Origin of the sequence: Allopseudospirillum japonicum (genome assembly GCF_900108915.1) — a bacterium.
In the GTDB taxonomy this organism is placed as follows: Bacteria; Pseudomonadota; Gammaproteobacteria; order Pseudomonadales; family Halomonadaceae; genus Pseudospirillum; species Pseudospirillum japonicum.
This window is the reverse complement of record NZ_FNYH01000016.1, coordinates 1-21,242: the sequence shown is the minus strand read 5'-3', so window position 1 is coordinate 21,242 and position 21,242 is coordinate 1. Positions and strand designations below refer to the sequence as shown.

Annotated in this window: 16 protein-coding genes, 4 tRNA genes and 1 rRNA gene; all 21 read right to left on the bottom strand. The window is 46.5% G+C overall.

Annotated elements, in window-relative coordinates:
• Positions 1-104: 104 nt before the first annotated feature.
• On the bottom strand, positions 105-416 hold the full coding sequence (rpsJ, locus tag BMX05_RS11550; protein ID WP_093312135.1) for a 30S ribosomal protein S10: 312 nt from the start codon (positions 414-416) through the stop codon (positions 105-107).
• Between the two features lie 162 nt (positions 417-578).
• Positions 579-1,772, bottom strand: a complete 1,194-nt coding sequence (gene tuf, locus BMX05_RS11545; RefSeq protein WP_093312130.1) for an elongation factor Tu — start codon at positions 1,770-1,772, stop codon at positions 579-581.
• Positions 1,773-1,802: 30 nt separating this feature from the next.
• A complete protein-coding gene (fusA, locus tag BMX05_RS11540; protein ID WP_093312126.1) occupies positions 1,803-3,911 on the bottom strand; it encodes an elongation factor G in 2,109 nt (702 codons plus the stop codon).
• Between the two features lie 18 nt (positions 3,912-3,929).
• Positions 3,930-4,400, bottom strand: coding sequence for a 30S ribosomal protein S7 (rpsG, locus tag BMX05_RS11535; protein WP_093312124.1), 471 nt, complete (start codon positions 4,398-4,400; stop codon positions 3,930-3,932).
• Between the two features lie 141 nt (positions 4,401-4,541).
• Positions 4,542-4,913, bottom strand: coding sequence for a 30S ribosomal protein S12 (gene rpsL, locus BMX05_RS11530; RefSeq protein WP_093312121.1), 372 nt, complete (start codon positions 4,911-4,913; stop codon positions 4,542-4,544).
• 191 nt (positions 4,914-5,104) lie between these two features.
• Positions 5,105-9,331, bottom strand: coding sequence for a DNA-directed RNA polymerase subunit beta' (gene rpoC, locus BMX05_RS11525; RefSeq protein WP_093312117.1), 4,227 nt, complete (start codon positions 9,329-9,331; stop codon positions 5,105-5,107).
• 94 nt (positions 9,332-9,425) lie between these two features.
• Positions 9,426-13,571: a DNA-directed RNA polymerase subunit beta gene (gene rpoB / locus BMX05_RS11520; RefSeq protein ID WP_093312113.1), complete on the bottom strand. Its 4,146-nt coding sequence runs from the start codon at positions 13,569-13,571 to the stop codon at positions 9,426-9,428.
• Between the two features lie 311 nt (positions 13,572-13,882).
• Positions 13,883-14,254: a 50S ribosomal protein L7/L12 gene (gene rplL / locus BMX05_RS11515; protein ID WP_093312109.1), complete on the bottom strand. Its 372-nt coding sequence runs from the start codon at positions 14,252-14,254 to the stop codon at positions 13,883-13,885.
• An 89-nt stretch (positions 14,255-14,343) separates the two neighbouring features.
• Positions 14,344-14,844, bottom strand: a complete 501-nt coding sequence (rplJ, locus tag BMX05_RS11510; RefSeq protein ID WP_093312107.1) for a 50S ribosomal protein L10 — start codon at positions 14,842-14,844, stop codon at positions 14,344-14,346.
• 218 nt (positions 14,845-15,062) lie between these two features.
• On the bottom strand, positions 15,063-15,758 hold the full coding sequence (gene rplA / locus BMX05_RS11505; RefSeq protein WP_093312104.1) for a 50S ribosomal protein L1: 696 nt from the start codon (positions 15,756-15,758) through the stop codon (positions 15,063-15,065).
• A gap of 1 nt (position 15,759) precedes the next feature.
• Complete coding sequence (gene rplK / locus BMX05_RS11500; RefSeq protein WP_093312101.1) at positions 15,760-16,191, bottom strand: 50S ribosomal protein L11; 432 nt, start codon at positions 16,189-16,191, stop codon at positions 15,760-15,762.
• Positions 16,192-16,286: 95 nt separating this feature from the next.
• Positions 16,287-16,820 carry a transcription termination/antitermination protein NusG gene (nusG, locus tag BMX05_RS11495; protein ID WP_093312097.1) on the bottom strand — a complete coding sequence of 178 codons (534 nt, stop codon included), beginning with the start codon at positions 16,818-16,820 and terminating at the stop codon, positions 16,287-16,289.
• 16 nt (positions 16,821-16,836) lie between these two features.
• Positions 16,837-17,205, bottom strand: a complete 369-nt coding sequence (gene secE / locus BMX05_RS11490; RefSeq protein ID WP_093312093.1) for a preprotein translocase subunit SecE — start codon at positions 17,203-17,205, stop codon at positions 16,837-16,839.
• 85 nt (positions 17,206-17,290) lie between these two features.
• Positions 17,291-17,366 (bottom strand) — tRNA-Trp (locus BMX05_RS11485).
• 70 nt (positions 17,367-17,436) lie between these two features.
• Positions 17,437-18,630: an elongation factor Tu gene (tuf, locus tag BMX05_RS11480; protein WP_093312089.1), complete on the bottom strand. Its 1,194-nt coding sequence runs from the start codon at positions 18,628-18,630 to the stop codon at positions 17,437-17,439.
• 194 nt (positions 18,631-18,824) lie between these two features.
• A tRNA-Thr gene (locus BMX05_RS11475) sits at positions 18,825-18,899 on the bottom strand.
• 54 nt (positions 18,900-18,953) lie between these two features.
• A tRNA-Gly gene (locus BMX05_RS11470) sits at positions 18,954-19,027 on the bottom strand.
• Positions 19,028-19,049: 22 nt separating this feature from the next.
• A tRNA-Tyr gene (locus BMX05_RS11465) sits at positions 19,050-19,133 on the bottom strand.
• A gap of 75 nt (positions 19,134-19,208) precedes the next feature.
• A complete protein-coding gene (locus BMX05_RS11460) occupies positions 19,209-20,012 on the bottom strand; it encodes a type III pantothenate kinase (RefSeq protein WP_177166897.1) in 804 nt (267 codons plus the stop codon).
• Between the two features lie 16 nt (positions 20,013-20,028).
• On the bottom strand, positions 20,029-21,015 hold the full coding sequence (locus BMX05_RS11455; RefSeq protein WP_093312083.1) for a biotin--[acetyl-CoA-carboxylase] ligase: 987 nt from the start codon (positions 21,013-21,015) through the stop codon (positions 20,029-20,031).
• Between the two features lie 131 nt (positions 21,016-21,146).
• Positions 21,147-21,242: ribosomal RNA gene (gene rrf, locus BMX05_RS11450) — 5S ribosomal RNA — on the bottom strand; the annotation flags it as partial.

Genomic DNA, 21,242 nt, shown 5'->3' with positions numbered 1-21,242 from the left:
TACGGGGCTATCACCCGCTATGGCTGTTCTTTCCAGAACATTCCACTATTCAATTGTGTGGCGTCTCGCGACGCGTGCCTCTTGAGAGGTACAGAAGGTCTATCTTAGCTCAGACTGATCTGTACATCAACGCCAGCTGCTAACTCTAACTTCATTAGAGCATCAACTGTTTTTTCTGTTGGCTCAACGATATCCAGTACACGCTTATGAGTACGCAACTCATACTGATCACGAGCGTCTTTGTTTACGTGCGGAGAGATCAGCACGGTAAAACGCTCTTTACGCGTTGGCAGGGGGATAGGTCCACGAACCTGAGCACCTGTACGCTTGGCAGTATCTACGATCTCTTGCGTAGACTGGTCGATCAAACGGTGATCGAACGCTTTTAGCCGGATACGAATTTTTTGGTCTTGCATTAGCCAAAACTCCAATGGATCTGGACGACACCCTGCCGTCAACCCACGCTCAAAAAGGAAGCGCATTGTATGAGGCATTGAGGAGGATGTCAATACATGAAGGATGCAGAAAAGGGGCCCTGTAAGAGACCCCTTTTAAAATCATACGTTTAATCCAAAAGATTACTCGATGATTTTAGCAACGACGCCCGCACCAACTGTACGACCGCCTTCACGGATCGCAAAGCGCAGACCATCTTCCATCGCGATAGGGGCAATCAAGGTCACAACCATTTGCACGTTATCACCTGGCATTACCATCTCGACACCTTCCGGCAGTTCACAAGAACCTGTCACGTCCGTTGTACGGAAGTAAAACTGAGGACGGTAGCCTTTGAAAAATGGCGTGTGACGACCACCTTCTTCTTTAGAAAGTACGTACACTTCTGATTCAAAAACAGTATGCGGCTTGATCGTACCTGGCTTAGCCAATACTTGACCACGCTCTACGTCATCACGCTTAGTACCACGTAACAAAGCACCAATGTTCTCACCTGCACGACCTTCGTCAAGCAGCTTACGGAACATCTCAACGCCCGTTACCGTGGTCTTAGTGGTGTCACGGATACCAACGATCTCAACTTCTTCACCAACTTTGACAATACCACGCTCTACACGACCTGTTACCACGGTACCACGGCCTGAGATCGAGAATACGTCTTCAATCGGCATCAAGAAAGCTTGATCGATCGCACGCTCTGGTTCTGGGATGTACTCGTCTAGGGTTTCAACCAGCTTCTTCACCGCTGTCGTACCCATTTCGTTGTCGTCTTCACCGTTCAACGCCATCAGCGCAGAACCCACAACGATAGGTGTATCGTCACCTGGGAAGTCGTACTGGCTCAGAAGATCACGGACTTCCATCTCAACCAGTTCTAGCAACTCTTCATCGTCAACCATGTCCGCTTTGTTTAGGAAGACAACGATGTAAGGTACGCCAACCTGACGTGAAAGCAGAATGTGCTCACGTGTTTGCGGCATGGGGCCGTCAGCTGCTGAACAAACTAAGATAGCACCGTCCATCTGCGCCGCACCTGTGATCATGTTCTTCACATAATCCGCGTGGCCTGGGCAATCTACGTGTGCGTAGTGACGGCTTGGAGAGTCATACTCAACGTGTGAAGTTGAGATGGTAATACCGCGCTCACGTTCTTCTGGTGCATTGTCGATACCATCAAACGCTACTGCAGAACCGCCCCATACTTCTGCGCATACGCGAGTCAGCGCTGCGGTTAGTGTGGTTTTACCATGGTCTACGTGACCGATAGTGCCCACGTTTACGTGGGGCTTGGAACGTTCGAATTTTTCCTTAGACACAGTGATAACCTCTTGGCTTAACTAATAGGGTTATTTTTTCTGGTTGATGACGGCTTCAACAACGCTAGAAGGTGCTTCTGCATACTTGGCGAACTCCATAGAGTAGCCTGCACGTCCTTGAGTTGCAGAGCGCAGATCGGTCGCGTAACCGAACATTTCACCCAGGGGTACTAGCGCACGAATGATTTTGCCTGCTGGAGACTCATCCATACCTTGAACTAGGCCGCGACGACGGTTTAAATCGCCCATAACGTCGCCCATGTAGTCTTCCGGCGTTACAACTTCTACTTTCATTATAGGCTCAAGAAGGACCGCACCTGCTTTTTGACAGCCTTCTTTGATACCCATAGAACCTGCGATCTTAAACGCCATTTCATTGGAGTCAACATCATGGTATGAGCCGTCGAATAAGGTCACTTTAACGTCGATTACAGGATAGCCAGCGATAACACCGTTTTGTAGTTGCTCGTAACAACCTTTATCAACGGCAGGAATGTATTCCTTAGGTACCACACCACCTACAATCGCGTTGACGAATTCGTAAGTTTTCTCTTCGTCTTCGCCTTTTTCAAGCAAAGGCTCGATCTTCAACCATACGTGACCATATTGACCACGACCACCAGATTGACGAACGAATTTGCTTTCTTGTTCAACCGTTTTACGAATAGTTTCACGATAAGCTACTTGCGGCTTACCAATATTCGCTTCTACTTTAAACTCACGACGCATACGATCAACGATAATATCTAGGTGCAGCTCACCCATACCTGAGATAATCGTTTGACCAGACTCTTCGTCTGTTTTTACACGGAAAGAAGGATCTTCCTGTGCTAGCTTACCTAAAGCAATGCCCATTTTTTCTTGGTCTGCTTTAGATTTAGGCTCAACAGCAACCGAAATTACAGGCTCAGGGAATTCCATACGCTCTAGGACAATTTTGTTGTCCATATTGCACAAGGTATCCCCTGTGGTTACATCTTTAAGACCTACGCAAGCAGCAATATCACCAGCGCGAACTTCTTTAATTTCTTCACGGCTGTTCGCGTGCATCTGCACCAAACGACCGATACGCTCACGCTTTTGCTTCACTGAATTGTAAACAGCAGAGCCACTTTCTAGAACGCCTGAGTACACACGAATGTAAGTCAAAGCACCTACGAAAGGATCAGTTGCAATCTTGAAGGCCAAAGCAGCAAAAGGTGCATTGTCGTCAACCGGGCGGGTATCAACTTCACCATTCTCCAGTTCACCTTCAATCGCACGTACTTCATCAGGCGCTGGTAAAAATTCAACTACTGCATCCAACATGGCTTGTACGCCCTTGTTTTTGAATGCAGAGCCGCAAAGCGCAGGAACGATTTCGTTCGCCAAAGTGCGTGCGCGAATCCCTTGCTTGATCTCTTCGATAGTGAGCTCACTACCTTCAAGATACTTATTCATCAACTCTTCGTTAGCTTCAGCAGCAGCCTCGATCATTTGTTCACGATAGGCTTCAGCATCATCTTGCAACTCAGCAGGAATCTCACGTAACTCGTACGTCATCCCTTTATCTTCTTCGTTCCAATAGATAGCTTTCATGCGCATCAGATCAATCACGCCTTCAAAGTCATCCTCTGCACCAATAGGCAATTGCAAGGGTACAGGAATCGCTTTCAAACGATTTTTGATTTGATCAACAACACGTACGAAGTTAGCGCCTGCACGGTCCATTTTGTTTACGAACACAATGCGAGGTACTTCATACTTGTTTGCTTGACGCCAAACAGTTTCTGACTGAGGCTCTACACCTGAAGAACCACAGAACACCACAACAGCACCATCAAGTACACGTAAAGAACGTTCTACTTCAATCGTGAAGTCTACGTGTCCTGGCGTATCAATAATATTGACACGGTGCTCCTCAAACTGGTGGTCCATCCCTTTCCAAAAGGTGGTTACCGCTGCAGACGTGATAGTAATACCACGCTCTTGCTCTTGCTCCATCCAGTCTGTGGTAGAAGCGCCATCATGAGTTTCACCGATTTTGTGGTTAACACCTGTGTAATACAGGACGCGTTCTGTTGTTGTAGTTTTACCTGCGTCAACGTGAGCACAGATACCTATGTTACGATAGCGATTAATGGGAGTCTTGCGAGCCACGGTAGTAATCCCCGTTGGTTAGAAGCGATAGTGTGAGAAAGCCTTGTTGGCTTCGGCCATACGGTGCACGTCTTCACGCTTCTTGACCGCTGCGCCTTTACCTTCGGCGGCATCAAGAATTTCACCAGCCAAACGCAGATCCATAGACTTTTCACCACGCTTACGCGCGTAATCTACCAACCAACGCATAGCTAGCGCAGTACGACGGCTTTGACGTACCTCTACAGGTACTTGGTAAGTAGCCCCACCAACACGACGGGATTTTACCTCAACGAGAGGCTGGATCGCTTCTAGTGCCTTTTCAAACAACTCGAGCGGATCGCCTTTGCTACGTTCTTGTACCTTGTCTAGGGCACCGTACACAATGCGCTCAGCTACAGACTTTTTACCGCTAACCATGACATGGTTAATAAACTTAGCCAAACGCTCACTACTGAACTTAGGATCAGGAATAATGTCGCGTTTTGCAACAACACGTCTTCTAGGCATGATAAGCCCTCAATCGGTCTTCAGGTAAATCCGAGACACCTGCATGGTACCCGGCCTTACTCTTATCAGACTTTAATGAAAAAAATATAACAAGCGTAAAAATAGGCGCAAACTAATACAAAATTAGCTTATCTCAAGCCCTTATTTAGGACGCTTAGTACCGTACTTAGAACGACCTTGCTTACGGTTTTGTACACCAGAGGTATCCAAAGCACCGCGCACTGTGTGATAACGTACACCTGGCAAGTCTTTTACACGACCGCCACGGATGAGTACTACAGAGTGCTCTTGTAGGTTGTGACCTTCACCACCGATGTAGGAAGTCACTTCATAGCCATTTGTCAAACGCACACGGCAAACTTTACGTAGTGCTGAGTTAGGCTTTTTAGGTGTAGTAGTATAGACACGAGTACAGACGCCACGTTTTTGTGGGCAAGCTTGAAGAGCAGGTACATCACTCTTAGCGACTTTGCGTTTACGTGGCTTGCGTACCAACTGATTAATGGTTGCCATGCAAGCAAACTCCGAAATAGTCCCGGTTGACAGGCAAAATAAACTTTCGCCCCCAATATCAAAGGATGCGCATTCTAAAGTTCGAACGCGCACTTAGTCAAGGGAAAACCTCTGTTGTCAAGAGGTTCCCTAGATCAAAACGCTGTGGGCCACACGAAAACTAGCCCACTTACGCTTTATTTTTCAAAGGATTAGATTTCACCATCTAAAGCAGATAAAGCATCTGCTAATCCTTGTTCTACCTCAGTCGCATCTGGTGTCAGTGCGTCTGCTACTTCAGTCACAGGGCGAGCATCTTGGCGCTTTAATTTACGCTGGCTGTGATACGTCAGACCTGTACCAGCAGGAATCAAACGCCCAACAACAACGTTTTCTTTCAAACCGCGCAAGTAATCTTTTTTCCCTGTGACTGCCGCTTCGGTGAGTACACGAGTTGTCTCTTGGAACGAAGCTGCGGAGATAAAGGATTCTGTTGCCAAAGCCGCTTTAGTAATCCCCAGCAAGATACGCTCATAACGCGCAGGGAATTGATTCTCTTGTCCCAAACGCTTGTTTTCTTCGACAACTTTCACATATTCGATCTGATCGCCTTTGATAAAGGTGGAATCACCAGATTCACTGATTTCCACTTTACGCAACATTTGACGTACGATGACTTCGATATGCTTATCATTGATGACAACCCCTTGAGTACGATAAACCTCTTGGATTTCTGTCACAATGTATTTGGTTAGTTCACTAACACCCAATAAACGCAAAATATCGTGCGGGTTAGAAGGTCCATCGGAAATAACTTCCCCACGGCTAACTGTCTCACCTTCAAATACGTTGATTTTGCGCCATTTGGGCACCAAAACTTCATAAGGATCAGCACCATCCGTTGGCGTAATCACCAAGCGCTGTTTCCCTTTGGTTTCCTTGCCGAAGGAAATCACACCGTCAATTTCTGCTAGAATAGCGGGTTCTTTTGGACGACGCGCTTCAAATAAATCAGCAACACGCGGCAGACCTCCAGTAATGTCCTTATTACCACCAGATTCTTGTGGAATACGAGCGATGACTTCACCCACACCCACATAATCGCCATTATTGACAGAAACAGTCGCATTACCTTGCAACGGATACTGTACAGGCGTTTGGCTGCCTGGCAAGGTGATCTCATTACCAGCTTCATCTTTGAGCATCACCATGGGGCGCATTTCTTTACCCGAAGAAGGACGCTCGCCGGTTTCGATCACTTCGATACTTGGAATACCCGTTTTCTCATCCACCTTGTGCTTGATGGTAATCCCATCTTCCATTTGATGGAATTCTACTGTACCACCAATTTCTGCAACAATCGGATGTGCGTGTGCATCCCAACGTGCAATATCTTGCCCAGGCTTGACCTGATCATCTTCCTGCACGCTCAACTCACTACCATATGGTAGCTTGTAGTATTCACGCTCACGGCCTTGCGCATCAGCAACCGCCAAAGCACTAGAACGCGAGATCACAATCAGCTTGCCATCTTTACGAGTGACAGTTTTGATGTTATGGAAACGTATGGTCCCGCCATGCTTCACACTCACCTTGTCTTGTGATGCTGAGCTAGAAGCAGCACCACCGATGTGGAAAGTACGCATGGTTAACTGAGTACCTGGCTCACCAATCGACTGGGCAGCAATAACCCCGACAGACTCACCCACATTCACCAAATGTCCGCGTGCGAGGTCACGACCATAACACTGAGCACAAATACCAAAGCTGGATTCACAGGCAATCGCAGAACGTACCACGATTTCATCCACCCCCATACGATCTAGTTGATCGCACCAAGCTTCATCCATCAAGGTATCACGTGGAATGAGCACTTCCCCAGTTTTCAGGTCGATAACATCTTGTGCTACCACACGCCCTAATACGCGCTGCGCAAGGGAAACTTTAATATCACCGCCTTCAATGACTGGGTGCAGGGTTAAACCATGCTCAGTACCACAATCATTTTCAGTCACCACCACATCTTGGGCGACATCCACCAAACGACGTGTTAGATACCCTGAGTTCGCTGTTTTCAAAGCGGTATCTGCAAGACCTTTCCGCGCACCGTGTGTCGATATAAAGTACTGAAGTACGCTTAAACCTTCACGGAAGTTTGCCACGATCGGCGTTTCAATAATGGAGCCATCTGGCTTAGCCATCAGACCACGCATCCCAGCAAGCTGACGAATCTGGTTTTTACTACCCCGTGCACCTGAATCCGCCATCAAAAAGACGCTATTAAAAGAGGCTTGCTCGCACACTTGGCCTTCACGATCACGCACCTCTTCCTTGGAAATCACTTCCATCATGGCATCGGTCACGTAATCGTTGGTTTTACTCCAAAGGTCAACAACCTTGTTGTAACGCTCACCTGCAGTGATTGCACCGCTAGCGTGTTGATCTTCCAGATATTTTACTGCCTTTTCCGCTTCAGCTACGATACGCGCTTTAGCTTCAGGAATCACGAAGTCATCCACACCTACGGAACAGCCTGACCAAGTAGCATAACGGAAACCCGTATACATCAGCTGGTCAGCAAAAATCACCGTTTCTTTCAGACCAACGCGACGATAAGCCGCATTGATCAGGCCCGAAATGGCTTTTTTCTTCATTGGTTGATCAACCAATTCAAACGGTAAGCCTTTAGGGACAATCCGGAAGAGGAGCGCACGTCCAATCGTTGTATCTTTTAATTCTGTATGTGCAACGAACTCGCCGTCTTCATTCGGTAGATATTCGGTAATACGAATTTTTACACGGGCATGTAGGGCTGCTGTACCTGTTGCATACGCACGTTCAGCTTCATCAATGCCAGTCAATAGACGGCCTTCACCCAAAACATTCAGCTTTTCACGCGTCATATAGTAAAGCCCAAGTACCACGTCTTGTGACGGTACAATGATAGGCTCACCACTTGAAGGCGAGAGTACGTTGTTGGTTGACATCATCAAAGCACGCGCTTCGAGCTGAGCTTCCAGCGTCAAAGGCACGTGAACAGCCATCTGGTCGCCGTCAAAGTCTGCGTTATAAGCCGCACACACCAAAGGGTGCAACTGCAGTGCCTTACCTTCAATTAAGCTCGGCTCAAACGCTTGAATCCCTAAACGGTGCAAAGTCGGCGCACGGTTCAGCAACACAGGATGCTCACGAATCACTTCCGCAAGAATATCCCATACTTCTGCTTCTTCACGCTCGACTTTTTTCTTAGCCGCTTTAATAGTCGTAGCTAAGCCACGTGCTTCTAACTTGGCAAAAATAAATGGCTTAAATAACTCCAAAGCCATTTTTTTCGGTAAGCCGCACTGATGCAAACGTAACGTAGGACCAACAGTAATCACCGAACGGCCAGAATAGTCGACCCGCTTACCCAAAAGGTTTTGACGGAAACGCCCTTGCTTACCCTTGATCATATCAGCCAAGGATTTTAATGGGCGTTTATTGCTGCCTGTAATCGCGCGACCACGACGACCGTTATCCAAAAGTGCATCCACAGCTTCTTGTAACATGCGTTTTTCGTTACGCACGATAATATCCGGTGCACTCAGATCAAGCAGGCGTTTCAGGCGATTATTCCGATTGATCACACGACGGTACAGATCATTCAAATCTGAAGTTGCGAATCGACCACCGTCCAAAGGTACCAAAGGACGTAAATCTGGCGGTAATACAGGCAAGACTTCTAGAATCATCCATTCAGGGCGGTTACCCGATTCATAGAAAGATTCCATCAGCTTTAAACGCTTAGAAAGCTTTTTCGTCTTGGTTTCTGAGTTGGTTTGCGGAATTTCTTCGCGTAGATGCTCGATCTCATCTTCAAGATCGATATCTTCTAGCAAGCCTTTGATGGCCTCGGCGCCCATGCGCGCATCAAAATCATCACCAAACTCTTCTAAAGCGTTGTAATATTCTTCGTCGTTGAGCAGTTGACCACGCTCTAGCGAAGTCATCCCAGGATCGATAACGACAAAGCTTTCAAAATAAAGAACGCGCTCAATATCACGTAAGGTCATATCCAAAATCAAACCAATGCGCGATGGCAAAGATTTCAAAAACCAGATATGTGCCACTGGGCTAGCCAGCTCAATGTGTCCCATACGTTCACGGCGGACGCGCGCCTGTGTCACTTCAACACCGCATTTTTCACAGATAATGCCACGGTGTTTCATGCGCTTATATTTACCGCACAAGCACTCGTAATCTTTTACTGGGCCGAAAATTTTGGCACAAAAAAGACCATCACGCTCAGGCTTAAAAGTACGGTAATTAATAGTTTCAGGCTTTTTGACTTCACCATAGGACCAAGTACGGATCATTTCTGGAGAAGCGAGCGAGATTTTAATCGCGTCAAATTCTTCAGGATGACCTTGAGTACGTAATACTTTAACCAGGTCTTTCATTGGCCAATGCTCCAGGGGGCGTTAAGCATCCGGCGGACGCACCGCCGGAATCAAGTCAGTAAGGATCAGAAAAAACGTCTAGTTTGAGTAGAAATTAATACTCAAGATCAATATCAATCGCTAACGAGCGAATTTCTTTGACCAATACGTTAAAGGATTCTGGCATCCCTGGTTCCATACGATGGTCACCTTCGACGATATTTTTATACATTTTCGTTCTTCCATTAACATCGTCCGATTTCACAGTGAGCATTTCTTGTAGGGTATAAGCAGCACCATAAGCCTCTAGTGCCCAAACTTCCATTTCCCCGAAACGCTGTCCACCAAATTGCGCTTTACCACCCAGAGGCTGCTGGGTCACCAGAGAGTAAGAACCCGTTGAACGCACATGCATTTTGTCATCCACTAAGTGGTTGAGCTTGAGCATATACATGTAACCCACAGTGACAGGGCGTTCAAAGGCATTCCCTGTACGTCCGTCAAACAGCTGCATTTGTCCACTACGAGGCAGACCAGCGAGTTCGAGCATATCTTTGATTTCATGCTCTTTTGCACCATCAAACACAGGTGTTGCCATAGGCACGCCGCGCTTTAGGTTTTTCGCCAATTCAAGCACTTCTTCATCAGTCAGGGTATCTAGGTCTTCACTACAACGCCCTGAAAGTTTGTAGACTTCTCGTAAGAACTTACGAATTTCTTGCAGTTGCTGCTCACGTTCTTGCTGTAACAACTCATTGATCCGCTCACCTAGACCTTGTGCCGCTAGCCCTAAGTGGGTTTCCAAGATTTGCCCAACGTTCATACGCGAAGGAACACCCAAGGGGTTCAAGACGATATCAACCGGCGTGCCTTTTTCATCATAAGGCATGTCTTCAACCGGCATAATCGCAGAAATAACCCCTTTGTTCCCGTGACGACCCGCCATCTTATCACCAGGCTGGATGCGACGCTTAATAGCAACATACACCTTCACAGTTTTTAAGATACCAGGAGATAACTCATCACCTTGCTGGAGTTTGCGTTTTTTATCTTCAAAACGCTCATCCATATCTTTTTTACGCTGCTCTAGCTGCTCATGCGCTTGTGCCAATTCTTCATTGAGCACTTCATCTTGCATACGCAGTTTCATCCACTGCTTACGCTCTAAGCGCGTTAGGTATTCAGCATCCAGAACATCATTTTTTGCTAGTCCAGGGGCACCATTGACGGCTTGATTGACTAAACGACGTTGCAAACGCTCATAAGTCGCGTCTTCCATGATGCGATATTCTTCGTGCAAATCCTTGCGCACTTGTGCGAGCTGAGATTCTTCAATAGATTTTGCACGCTTGTCTTTCTCAATACCATCACGTGTGAAAACTTGTACATCAATGACTGTCCCTCGAACCCCAGTGGATACGCGTAGGGAGGAGTCTTTAACATCAGAGGCTTTCTCACCAAAAATGGCACGCAGCAGTTTTTCTTCCGGTGTGAGTTGGGTTTCACCTTTAGGCGTCACTTTACCAACTAGAATATCGCCTGGGCCGACTTCAGCACCAATATACACAATGCCAGCATCATCCAGCTTGGCAAGCGCTGCCTCACCTACATTAGGAATATCTGCGGTGATTTCTTCCGCACCTAACTTGGTATCTCGGGCAACACACGTCATTTCCTGAATGTGAATGGTGGTAAATCTATCTTCCTGCACGACGCGTTCAGAAAGAAGAATAGAATCCTCGAAGTTATAACCATTCCAAGGCATAAAGGCGATACGCATATTTTGCCCAAGGGCTAATTCGCCTAGATCCGTTGATGGACCATCCGCAAGAATATCGCCTTTAGCAATCTGGTCACCTGTTTTGACAATAGGGCGCTGGTTAATACAGGTGTTTTGGTTAGAACGCGTGTACTTAGTCAGGTTGTAAATATCAACGCCCGCTTCACCTGTCGCTGTTTCTTCGTCATTGACGCGAATCACAATACGCGAGGCATCAACAGAATCAACCACACCGCCACGGCGTGCAACTGCACAAACCCCCGAATCACGCGCCACATAACGTTCCATTCCAGTACCAACTAAGGGCTTATCAGCACGCAAGGTCGGCACAGCCTGACGTTGCATGTTGGAACCCATCAAAGCACGGTTAGCATCATCATGCTCAAGGAAAGGAATCAAGGCTGCGGCCACAGAAACAACCTGACGAGGTGAAACATCCATCAAGTCAACCTGTTCCGGGCTAACGAAAGTGGATTCACCTTTATGGCGTACCTGTACGAGGTCGTCTACTAGATAGCCTTCTTCATCAATCGGCGCAGAAGCTTGCGCTATCACGTGTTGACCTTCTTCGATCGCTGACAAATAAACCACTTCATTGGTCACACGACGACGAATTTGGCTCACATCGATATCGTCATCTAAAGGCGCATTTTCCTCAACGACCTGGCCATGGATTACCTTTTCTACCTTACGGTAAGGCGTCTCCAAAAAGCCATACTTATTGGTACGCGCATATACGGCTAAAGAGTTGATCAAGCCGATGTTCGGACCTTCGGGCGTTTCAATCGGACAAACACGACCATAGTGCGTTGGATGTACATCACGCACTTCGAAACCAGCACGTTCCCGTGTTAAACCGCCTGGACCCAAAGCAGAAACACGACGCTTGTGCGTGAATCCCGACAGTGGATTGTTCTGATCCATAAACTGAGATAATTGTGAAGAGCCGAAAAACTCTTTGATCGCTGCACTAACCGGCTTAGCATTGATCAAATCTTGTGGCATAAAGCCTTCACTTTCTGCTTGCGATAAGCGCTCTTTTACTGCACGCTCAACACGCACCAGACCAATACGGAATTGGTTTTCTGCCATCTCACCGACAGAACGAATGCGACGGTTACCCAAATGGTCAATATCGTCAACTTCGCTCTTGTTATGACGAATTAAAATCAACTCTTTGATCACATCCACAATATCATCATGTGTCAAAGTGCCAGGACCTGTATCTTCGCTACGTCCTAAACGGCGGTTGAATTTCATCCGACCTACAGTTGAAAGATCGTAACGCGCCTCAACGAAAAAGAGGTTTTCAAACATGGACTCAGCCGCTTCTTTAGTGGGCGGCTCGCCAGGGCGCATCATACGATAGATTTCAACCAAGGCTTCTAGCTGAGTACGCGTATTATCAATACGCAAGGTATCCGAAATAAAAGCCCCTGAATCTATATCATTGATATATAAGGTATCAATTTTAGTGATTTTAGCTTGCGCAAGCTTTGCTAAAACCTCAGGCGTGATTTGTGTGTTACAGGGGTATAAGAGCTCTCCTGTCGCTGGATCAGCAAGATCACAAGCGAGCATGCGACCATAGAGATATTCCATAGGCACTTGCAGGTGAGTCATTTTAGAAGCTTTTAGCTGGCGTACTTGCTTTTGGGTAATCCGGCGGCCTTGTTCAACAATCACATTACCTTCTGGTCCTGTAATTTCAAAGCCCATCACCTCATTTAACAAACGCTCAGGGAATAGCTCAGTTTTAATACCATCAGGCTCTAAATAGAACACATTGGTATCAAAGAAGAATTCTAGCATTTGCTCATTGGTGTAACCCAAAGCACGTAGCAACACAGTCGCAGGTAATTTACGGCGACGGTCAATACGCACATACAGCAAATCTTTAGGATCAAACTCAAAATCTAACCAAGAACCACGATAAGGAATAATGCGCGCAGAATACAGGCGTTTACCTGAAGAGTGCGTTTTTCCTTTATCATGATCAAAGAACACACCAGGAGAGCGGTGTAACTGAGAGACGATCACACGCTCAGTACCATTGATAACAAAGGTACCGTTTTCAGTCATCAGTGGGATCTCTCCCATATAGACTTCTTGGTCCTTGATATCTTTAATGGTTTTGTGTGCTGAATCTTTATCATAAATAATCAGGCGTGCTTTAATACGTAAAGGCGCACCATAAGTCACGCCACGCAGTTGACATTCTTTGACGTCAAAAGGTGGTGTACCCAAACGATAGCTTACGTATTCTAAGGATGCATTACCTGAATTGCTGTCAATTGGGAATACCGATTTAAAAGCCGCATGCAACCCAACTTCATCCCGCTGTTCTGGCTTCTGCTCCATTTGCAGAAACTGGCGGTAGGAGTCGAGCTGAATGGCCAGCAAGTACGGCACATCCATGACATTAGGCAGTTTGCCGAAATCCTTACGGATGCGTTTTTTCTCAGTGTAAGAGTAAGCCATCAGTATTCCCCAGCTTGTTCACTAGAAACTAGACCGCTTTATTAAAAAAAGGTCAAATCGCTTTAACTTGATAGCGGGTAAGGCATCACCCGTTACGGCAGCAGTGAATCTATAAAATAATTAATAAGTTACAAACATCCTGCCGATGGCGTCAGCCCTAAAGCTGTTATCAAACTAAACTGTTAATATTGCACTTATGCCCGATCAAGTGCCTTGTCATGATAAACAATCGCTATTAACAGAAAAAGGCCGGCGGCGAATTCGCCACCAGCCAATGTGGAGTAGCTCGCAGCAGGGCTGCACACGCGGGCTTACTTGAGTTCCACAGTTGCGCCAGCTTCTTCAAGCTTAGCTTTCGCTGCTTCTGCTTCTTCTTTAGAGGCCGCTTCTTTAACAGTTGCAGGTGCACCGTCAACCATGCCTTTAGCTTCTTTCAAGCCAAGACCTGTGATTTCACGTACTACCTTAATTACGTTTACTTTCTTCTCGCCAGCAGCAGTCAGAACAACGTCAAACTCAGTTTTTTCTTCCGCAGCAGCTTCGCCGCCTGCAGCAGGGCCAGCCATTACAGCGGCAGCAGCAGATACGCCGAATTTTTCTTCCATTGCTTCGATCAGCTCGACCACTTCCATTACGGACATTTCAGCAACGGCGTTAATGATATCTTCTTTTGTCAGTGCCATGATTTTAAATCCTACATCAGCAAGCTAGCGAACTTGCTCGATTATAATCAGTTGGTATTAAGCAGCTTGGCTGTAAATAGCACAAGCAATTAAGCAGCTTCTTGCATTTTGTCGCGCAGAGCAGCCAAAGTACGTACCAGCTTGCCGGCAGAAGCTTCTTTCATTGTCGCCATCAGGCGTGCAATCGCTTCGTCGTAAGTTGGTAGGCTGGCCAAACGGTCAATGTTTTCTGCAGCAATCAGCTCACCTTCGTAGGCTAGGGCTTTAACTTCGAATTTAGCTTCCGCTTTTGCGAAGTCTTTGAACAAACGTGCCGCTGCACCTGGATGCTCCATAGAGAAAGCAATCAAGGTGGGGCCTGTCATTTGTTCTACCAAGCACTCGTATGAAGTCCCTTCAAGTGCACGACGAGCTAGGGTATTACGTACAACACGCAGTTGTACCCCTGCTTCACGCGCTTGCTTACGCAAGCTAGTCATTGCACTTACGGTGACACCACGCGAGTCTGCAAGCACTACAGAAAGAGCCGATTGGGCAGCCTCATTGACTTCAGCAACAATCGCTTTCTTGTCGTTAAGACTTAGTGCCACGTGACGCGCTCCTAAATAGAGTAGAGGGAAAATTCCCTTGCTTATCCAGACTTTAGTCGTTTCCGTCTAAAGTGTACCTGATGATTGGACCAGCAGAATTCTGGCGGCCTTACCATCTGCGCAGGCTAAATTAAGTTTACTTTATTTGTAAACACCTGCGGTCTTTGAGAGTCCTTGCTAGCTAACCTCAGCTAGCAAGTCCGCAAAGTTCGTTGTGCTTAGATATCTAAGCTATTGTGATCAACTGTCAAACCTGGTCCCATAGTTGTGGACAAGGTGACTTTTTTCATATATTGGCCTTTAGAAGAAGAAGGCTTGAGTTTTTTCAGCTCAGCCAACAAAGCTTCTAGGTTGCCTTTCACCGCTTCTGCAGTAAAACCAACTTTGCCAATACCTGCGTGGATAATACCATTTTTGTCTGTACGGAAACGTACTTGACCTGCTTTGGCATTTTTAACCGCAGTAGCAACATCAGGTGTGACTGTGCCTACTTTAGGGTTTGGCATCAAACCACGGGGACCTAAGATTTGACCTAACTGACCCACAACGCGCATGGCATCAGGTGCAGCGATCACTACGTCAAAATCTAAGTTGCCTTTTTTCACTTCGTCAGCAAGATCTTCCATACCAACGATATCAGCACCTGCTTCTTTTGCAGCATCAGCACCAGCGCCTTGTGCAAAGACAGCAACACGCACGTCTTTACCTGTACCGTTTGGCATTACAGTGGCGCCACGTACAACTTGGTCTGATTTACGTGGATCAACGCCCAAGTTCACAGAAACATCGATGGATTCTTTGAACTTAACAGTTGATAACTCAGCCAATAAGGCAACGGCATCTTCTAACGCGTAGACTTTAGTTGAGTCTACTTTTTCTGCAATCTGCTTAGCACGCTTAGTTAACTTGGCCATCTTATAAGCCCTCCACATCAAGACCCATGCTGCGGGCAGTACCAGCGATGGTACGTACAGCGGCTTCTAAATCAGCTGAAGTGAGGTCAGGCTCTTTAGTTTTTGCAATTTCTTCTAATTGCTCAACAGTTACCTTACCAACTTTCTTCTTGTTAGGCTCGCCTGAACCTGATTTGATGCCAGCAGCTTTTTTCAACAAGATAGCTGCGGGAGGCGTTTTGGTGACGAAGGTAAAGCTACGATCACTATAAACTGTGATAACAACAGGCGTTGGCAAACCTGGTTCTAGGTTTTGCGTTGCCGCGTTGAAAGCTTTACAGAACTCCATGATGTTCACACCATGTTGACCAAGTGCTGGACCTACGGGAGGACTTGGATTCGCCTGACCGGCTTTAACTTGCAGCTTAATGTAGGCTTGTACTTTCTTAGCCATGTATTACTCCTAGTGGGTGCAGCGCCTAAAACTAGGCTCCCCTGGGGACACAAAAGGCACGCAACTGAAGACCAGCTACGCGCCTATTTAGTTAATTAGTCTTTTTCTACTTGACCAAACTCAAGCTCAACTGGTGTGGTACGTCCGAAAATCAGTACAGAAATTTGTAGACGGTTTTTTTCGTAGTTAACTTCTTCTACCACACCATTAAATTCAGCGAACGGACCTTCGAGAATACGCACGGTTTCTCCCGGTTCGAACAAGGTCTTGGGTTTAGGCTTATCAGCACCATCTGCAACACGCTGTAAAATAGCATCTGCTTCGCGTTGGGTAATTGGCGCCGGCTTTTCTGGTGTACCACCGATAAACCCCATAACTCTAGGGGTTTCTTTCACTAGGTGCCATGTAGAATCGTTCATATCCATTTCTACAAGCACATAGCCAGGATAAAATTTGCGTTCGCTACGGCGCTTTTTGCCGTCGCGCATTTCAACAACTTCTTCTGTAGGTACAAGAATCTGACCAAAGTCTTCTTCCATACCTTTTAGCTTGACTCTTTCTTTAAGAGAGCGCATCACCTGCTTTTCAAAACCTGAATAGGCGTGCACTACATACCAACGCTTTGCCATGAAATTGCTCCTCTTTTTAGGCGATAAAACCTTCTAACAACCAGCTCAAGAGGGAGTCAATTATCCACAACAACAAGGCCATAAAGAAAACTGCGGCTAACACAATCAGGGTCGTTTGTGTGGTCTCTTGGCGTGTTGGCCAAATGACTTTACGAATCTCTGCACGCGCATCACGCGCCATGGATAAAAACTTTTGTCCTTTCGCAGTACGCAACGCTATTGTAGCAGCAATGACGGCAACGACGACAACACCCAGCACACGATATAGCAAGGACTCGTCGGAAAAGTAACCATTACCTGCTACCGCGACAGCGACTAAGGCGAAGACAAGACCCCACTTCAGACCGTCGAAACGAGCTTCCGGCGCATCTGTTTTTGCATTCATCAGAGGGACTCCTTCGGGTGCGGCATACACAAGTAAAGCGCTTGCTTTAAGGGATAGTGCGTCGAAGTGCCAACCTGAGGAAGGTTGGCAGGCCAGGAGGGAATCGAACCCCCAACCTGCGGTTTTGGAGACCGCTGCTCTGCCAATTGAGCTACTGGCCTACGCTTAACAAAAGGGGCTGCCTCAACAGCCCCTGTATTCTACTGATACCCCCTAGGGGATGCAAGTAGTTTATTCAATAATTTTAGCAACGACGCCCGCACCAACTGTACGACCGCCTTCACGGATCGCAAAGCGCAGACCATCTTCCATCGCGATAGGGGCAATCAAGGTCACAACCATTTGCACGTTATCACCTGGCATTACCATCTCGACACCTTCCGGCAACTCACAAGAACCAGTCACGTCCGTTGTACGGAAGTAAAACTGAGGACGGTAGCCTTTGAAAAATGGCGTGTGACGACCACCTTCTTCTTTAGAAAGTACGTACACTTCTGATTCAAAAACAGTATGCGGCTTGATCGTACCTGGCTTAGCCAATACTTGACCACGCTCTACGTCATCACGCTTAGTACCACGTAACAAAGCACCAATGTTCTCACCTGCACGACCTTCGTCAAGCAGCTTACGGAACATCTCAACGCCCGTTACCGTGGTCTTAGTGGTGTCACGGATACCAACGATCTCAACTTCTTCACCAACTTTGACAATACCACGCTCTACACGACTTGTTACCACGGTACCACGGCCTGAGATCGAGAATACGTCTTCAATCGGCATCAAGAAAGCTTGATCGATCGCACGCTCTGGTTCTGGGATGTACTCGTCTAGGGTTTCAACCAGCTTCTTCACCGCTGTCGTACCCATTTCGTTGTCGTCTTCACCGTTCAACGCCATCAGCGCAGAACCCACAACGATAGGTGTATCGTCACCTGGGAAGTCGTACTGGCTCAGAAGATCACGGACTTCCATCTCAACCAGTTCTAGCAACTCTTCATCGTCAACCATGTCCGCTTTGTTTAGGAACACAACGATGTAAGGTACGCCAACCTGACGTGAAAGCAGAATGTGCTCACGTGTTTGCGGCATGGGGCCATCAGCTGCTGAACAAACTAAGATAGCACCGTCCATCTGCGCCGCACCTGTGATCATGTTCTTCACATAATCCGCGTGGCCTGGGCAATCTACGTGTGCGTAGTGACGGCTTGGAGAGTCATACTCAACGTGTGAAGTTGAGATGGTAATACCACGCTCACGTTCTTCTGGTGCATTGTCGATACCATCAAACGCTACTGCAGAACCGCCCCATACTTCTGCACATACGCGAGTCAGCGCTGCGGTTAGTGTGGTTTTACCATGGTCTACGTGACCGATAGTGCCCACGTTTACGTGGGGCTTGGAACGTTCGAATTTTTCCTTAGACATGCTATATCACTCCACAATGAGCTAAGACTAAAAACATCACTTTATAAAGTGGGGCTATTGTGTACTGCTTAAGCGCGGGCGACAAGTGCTCTCTTGAGAACGAGTAGTTTCTCAGGCCGGATTCGCTTAATTTGCAAAGGCCACATACAAAAACGGCGGATGCTCTTTTAAGCAACCGCCTTTTTATCTTTTTCTGGAGCTCATGGCCGGATTTGAACCGGCGACCTCTTCCTTACCAAGGAAGTGCTCTACCCCTGAGCTACATGAGCCTAACTTGCTTAGTCTGCCTATAAATTATGTTTTTTGCGGCTTGCAGCTCAAGTTGGAGCGGGTAGCGGGAATCGAACCCGCACCATCAGCTTGGAAGGCTGAGGTTCTACCATTGAACTATACCCGCTTTTTACAGGCATTTTGAAATCTGGTGGAGGGGGAAGGATTCGAACCTTCGAAGCTTTCGCGGCAGATTTACAGTCTGCTCCCTTTGGCCACTCGGGAACCCCTCCTGACTTGGCGTTGCATTATACGTATTCTAATTTGAGTGTCAACCAAAAAAACTAATTTAAATCACTTTTCTGTAATTATAATAGTGCACTATCTTCATGACCTTGCTCAAAACCCGTTAGCTGACCAACTTTTTCCTGTTCAGTTAGTGGAAACATGACTTCCAAACCAGCGTAAACCATGTCAGGCCATAAAATAGCTTTTGTATCCAGCCCTTGACTCACCAAGCTGGCATCTCCTCCTGTAAGGACCAAAGGCCAACGCGTTTGATATTGATTACAAAACCTTTGATAACAGGCATTAATCTGCGCACTCACTGCAACAAAAATACCATGATTGACCGCATCTATCGTATTACACCCTGGCAAGCTTAAACGTGCTGGGTTTTGCTCAGCACCAATAGGAACATTGCGTGTTCCTAACTTTAAACTCTGCTTCATTAAACGGATACCAGGGGTAATATATCCACCTAGGTGCTTTCCTGCGTGATCAACAAAATCAATCGTAATTGCGCTGCCACAATCTACTACGCAACACCCTTGCAAAGCTTGAAAACCAGCCAATGTCACCAACCAACGATCAACACCCAAACGCTCCGGCTGTTGATACCCACTCACTACACGCCCAAAACGAGCGCTAGAATGTGCAATATAAATAGGAATTTGATAATTTTCAGCTAAGCTCGCAATTGTATCCAAGACTTCTTGACCGGCAACATTGGAAATCCGCAAAGCCTGCACCTGCGCTAAATCAGGAAAAGCCTCGGCAAGCTCCCATGAAGTTTGTGTCCACACTGCACCACGAGCAAGGATCGCATTCGAATGCCACGACTTAGAGCGCCATTTAGTTAAGGTATTGCCTACATCCAAATCAAGAATCATGCGTAGCCTCTTTGGGTTATACTGGGCGTATACTAATTTCACCGCCTTGTAAATGTTCGCACTGACCATCACGCTGGATTTTAAGTGCACCACGTTCGTCTACACCCAAAGCCAATACTTTTTCTTTCTTATGACCTAAAATCAAATAAACTTCTTGATTTGTGTAAGCATGATGTTGATTCCAATCATTTTGATAAGGCTGGAATCCAGTCTTTTCAAAGGAGTTAAATAAATCTAATAGCGAAACAATTAAATCTGCAGCTAGTTGATTGCGCGTTTTAAGCAGATTAGGTTGCCTCACTAAATCTGTAATCCCTATCACAGGCTGGGTAAGGCTTTGTTTTTCTTGCTCAGTTAAACTGTAATTCAAGCCTATACCCAATACGACCTGGCACGGTCCACTTAAATCACCAGCCAATTCAACTAAAATACCCGCGAGTTTTGCACCTTGTGCTAGCACATCATTAGGCCATTTTAGATCAACTTGAATACCATAAGCTGCCAAAACACGCGCAACACAAACACCAACGGCCAAACTTAAACCTTCTAATGCTTGCACACCTTGCTCAAATTGCCATCCCATGGACAGACTTAAACTACGTGCATAAGGGCTTAACCAAGTACGCCCACGACGGCCACGCCCTCCTGTTTGCATCTCTGCCAACTTAATATAAGCCGTTTTTGATCTAAATTTTATCTGTTTAAATTCATCTAAAATACTTTGGTTAGTCGAATCCGTCACAGATTGAATATCAAGATCACCTATATAATTTTTTTTATCTTCAGGAATATAAGCAAATAAAGTATGTTGATTTAAAAGATCTAAAGGATGATTGAAGCGATATCCTAAACCTTTAGTTGCTTCAACCTCTAAACCTAAAGTCTCTAATTTTTTTAACTGTTTCCATACCGCAGTACGGCTAACACCAATTGCTTGGCCAATTTCTTCACCAGAATGATAATGACCATCAGCTAGAATTTTAATAAGTGTATAAAGATCCATCCAAAATAACCTCTTAGTAAAAGCCCCTGCGATACTAAGAGATTTACTAAGTATTAGAAAGTGAAAATTAGGTTTTTATTAGCAAACGCAAAAAACCCCCAAGCATCTGCTTGAGGGTTTTTCTGTTAGGTACTTGACGATAACCTACTTTCACATGGGGAGACCCCACACTATCATCGGCGCGACGCGGTTTCACTGCTGAGTTCGGCATGGATTCAGGTGGTTCA

What these genes read in the sequence shown, in the direction of transcription:
- rpoC (WP_093312117.1), bottom strand. Translation starts at nt 9,331, where the DNA reads ATGAAAGACCTGGTTAAAGTATTACGTACTCAAGGTCATCCTGAAGAA.
- rplK (WP_093312101.1), bottom strand. Translation starts at nt 16,191, where the DNA reads ATGGCTAAGAAAGTACAAGCCTACATTAAGCTGCAAGTTAAAGCCGGT.
- rpsL (WP_093312121.1), bottom strand. Translation starts at nt 4,913, where the DNA reads ATGGCAACCATTAATCAGTTGGTACGCAAGCCACGTAAACGCAAAGTC.
- BMX05_RS11455 (WP_093312083.1), bottom strand. Translation starts at nt 21,015, where the DNA reads ATGGATCTTTATACACTTATTAAAATTCTAGCTGATGGTCATTATCAT.
- nusG (WP_093312097.1), bottom strand. Translation starts at nt 16,820, where the DNA reads ATGGCAAAGCGTTGGTATGTAGTGCACGCCTATTCAGGTTTTGAAAAG.
- BMX05_RS11460 (WP_177166897.1), bottom strand. Translation starts at nt 20,012, where the DNA reads ATGATTCTTGATTTGGATGTAGGCAATACCTTAACTAAATGGCGCTCT.
- rpoB (WP_093312113.1), bottom strand. Translation starts at nt 13,571, where the DNA reads ATGGCTTACTCTTACACTGAGAAAAAACGCATCCGTAAGGATTTCGGC.
- rpsG (WP_093312124.1), bottom strand. Translation starts at nt 4,400, where the DNA reads ATGCCTAGAAGACGTGTTGTTGCAAAACGCGACATTATTCCTGATCCT.
- secE (WP_093312093.1), bottom strand. Translation starts at nt 17,205, where the DNA reads ATGAATGCAAAAACAGATGCGCCGGAAGCTCGTTTCGACGGTCTGAAG.
- rplA (WP_093312104.1), bottom strand. Translation starts at nt 15,758, where the DNA reads ATGGCCAAGTTAACTAAGCGTGCTAAGCAGATTGCAGAAAAAGTAGAC.
- rpsJ (WP_093312135.1), bottom strand. Translation starts at nt 416, where the DNA reads ATGCAAGACCAAAAAATTCGTATCCGGCTAAAAGCGTTCGATCACCGT.
- rplL (WP_093312109.1), bottom strand. Translation starts at nt 14,254, where the DNA reads ATGGCACTGACAAAAGAAGATATCATTAACGCCGTTGCTGAAATGTCC.
- tuf (WP_093312089.1), bottom strand. Translation starts at nt 18,630, where the DNA reads ATGTCTAAGGAAAAATTCGAACGTTCCAAGCCCCACGTAAACGTGGGC.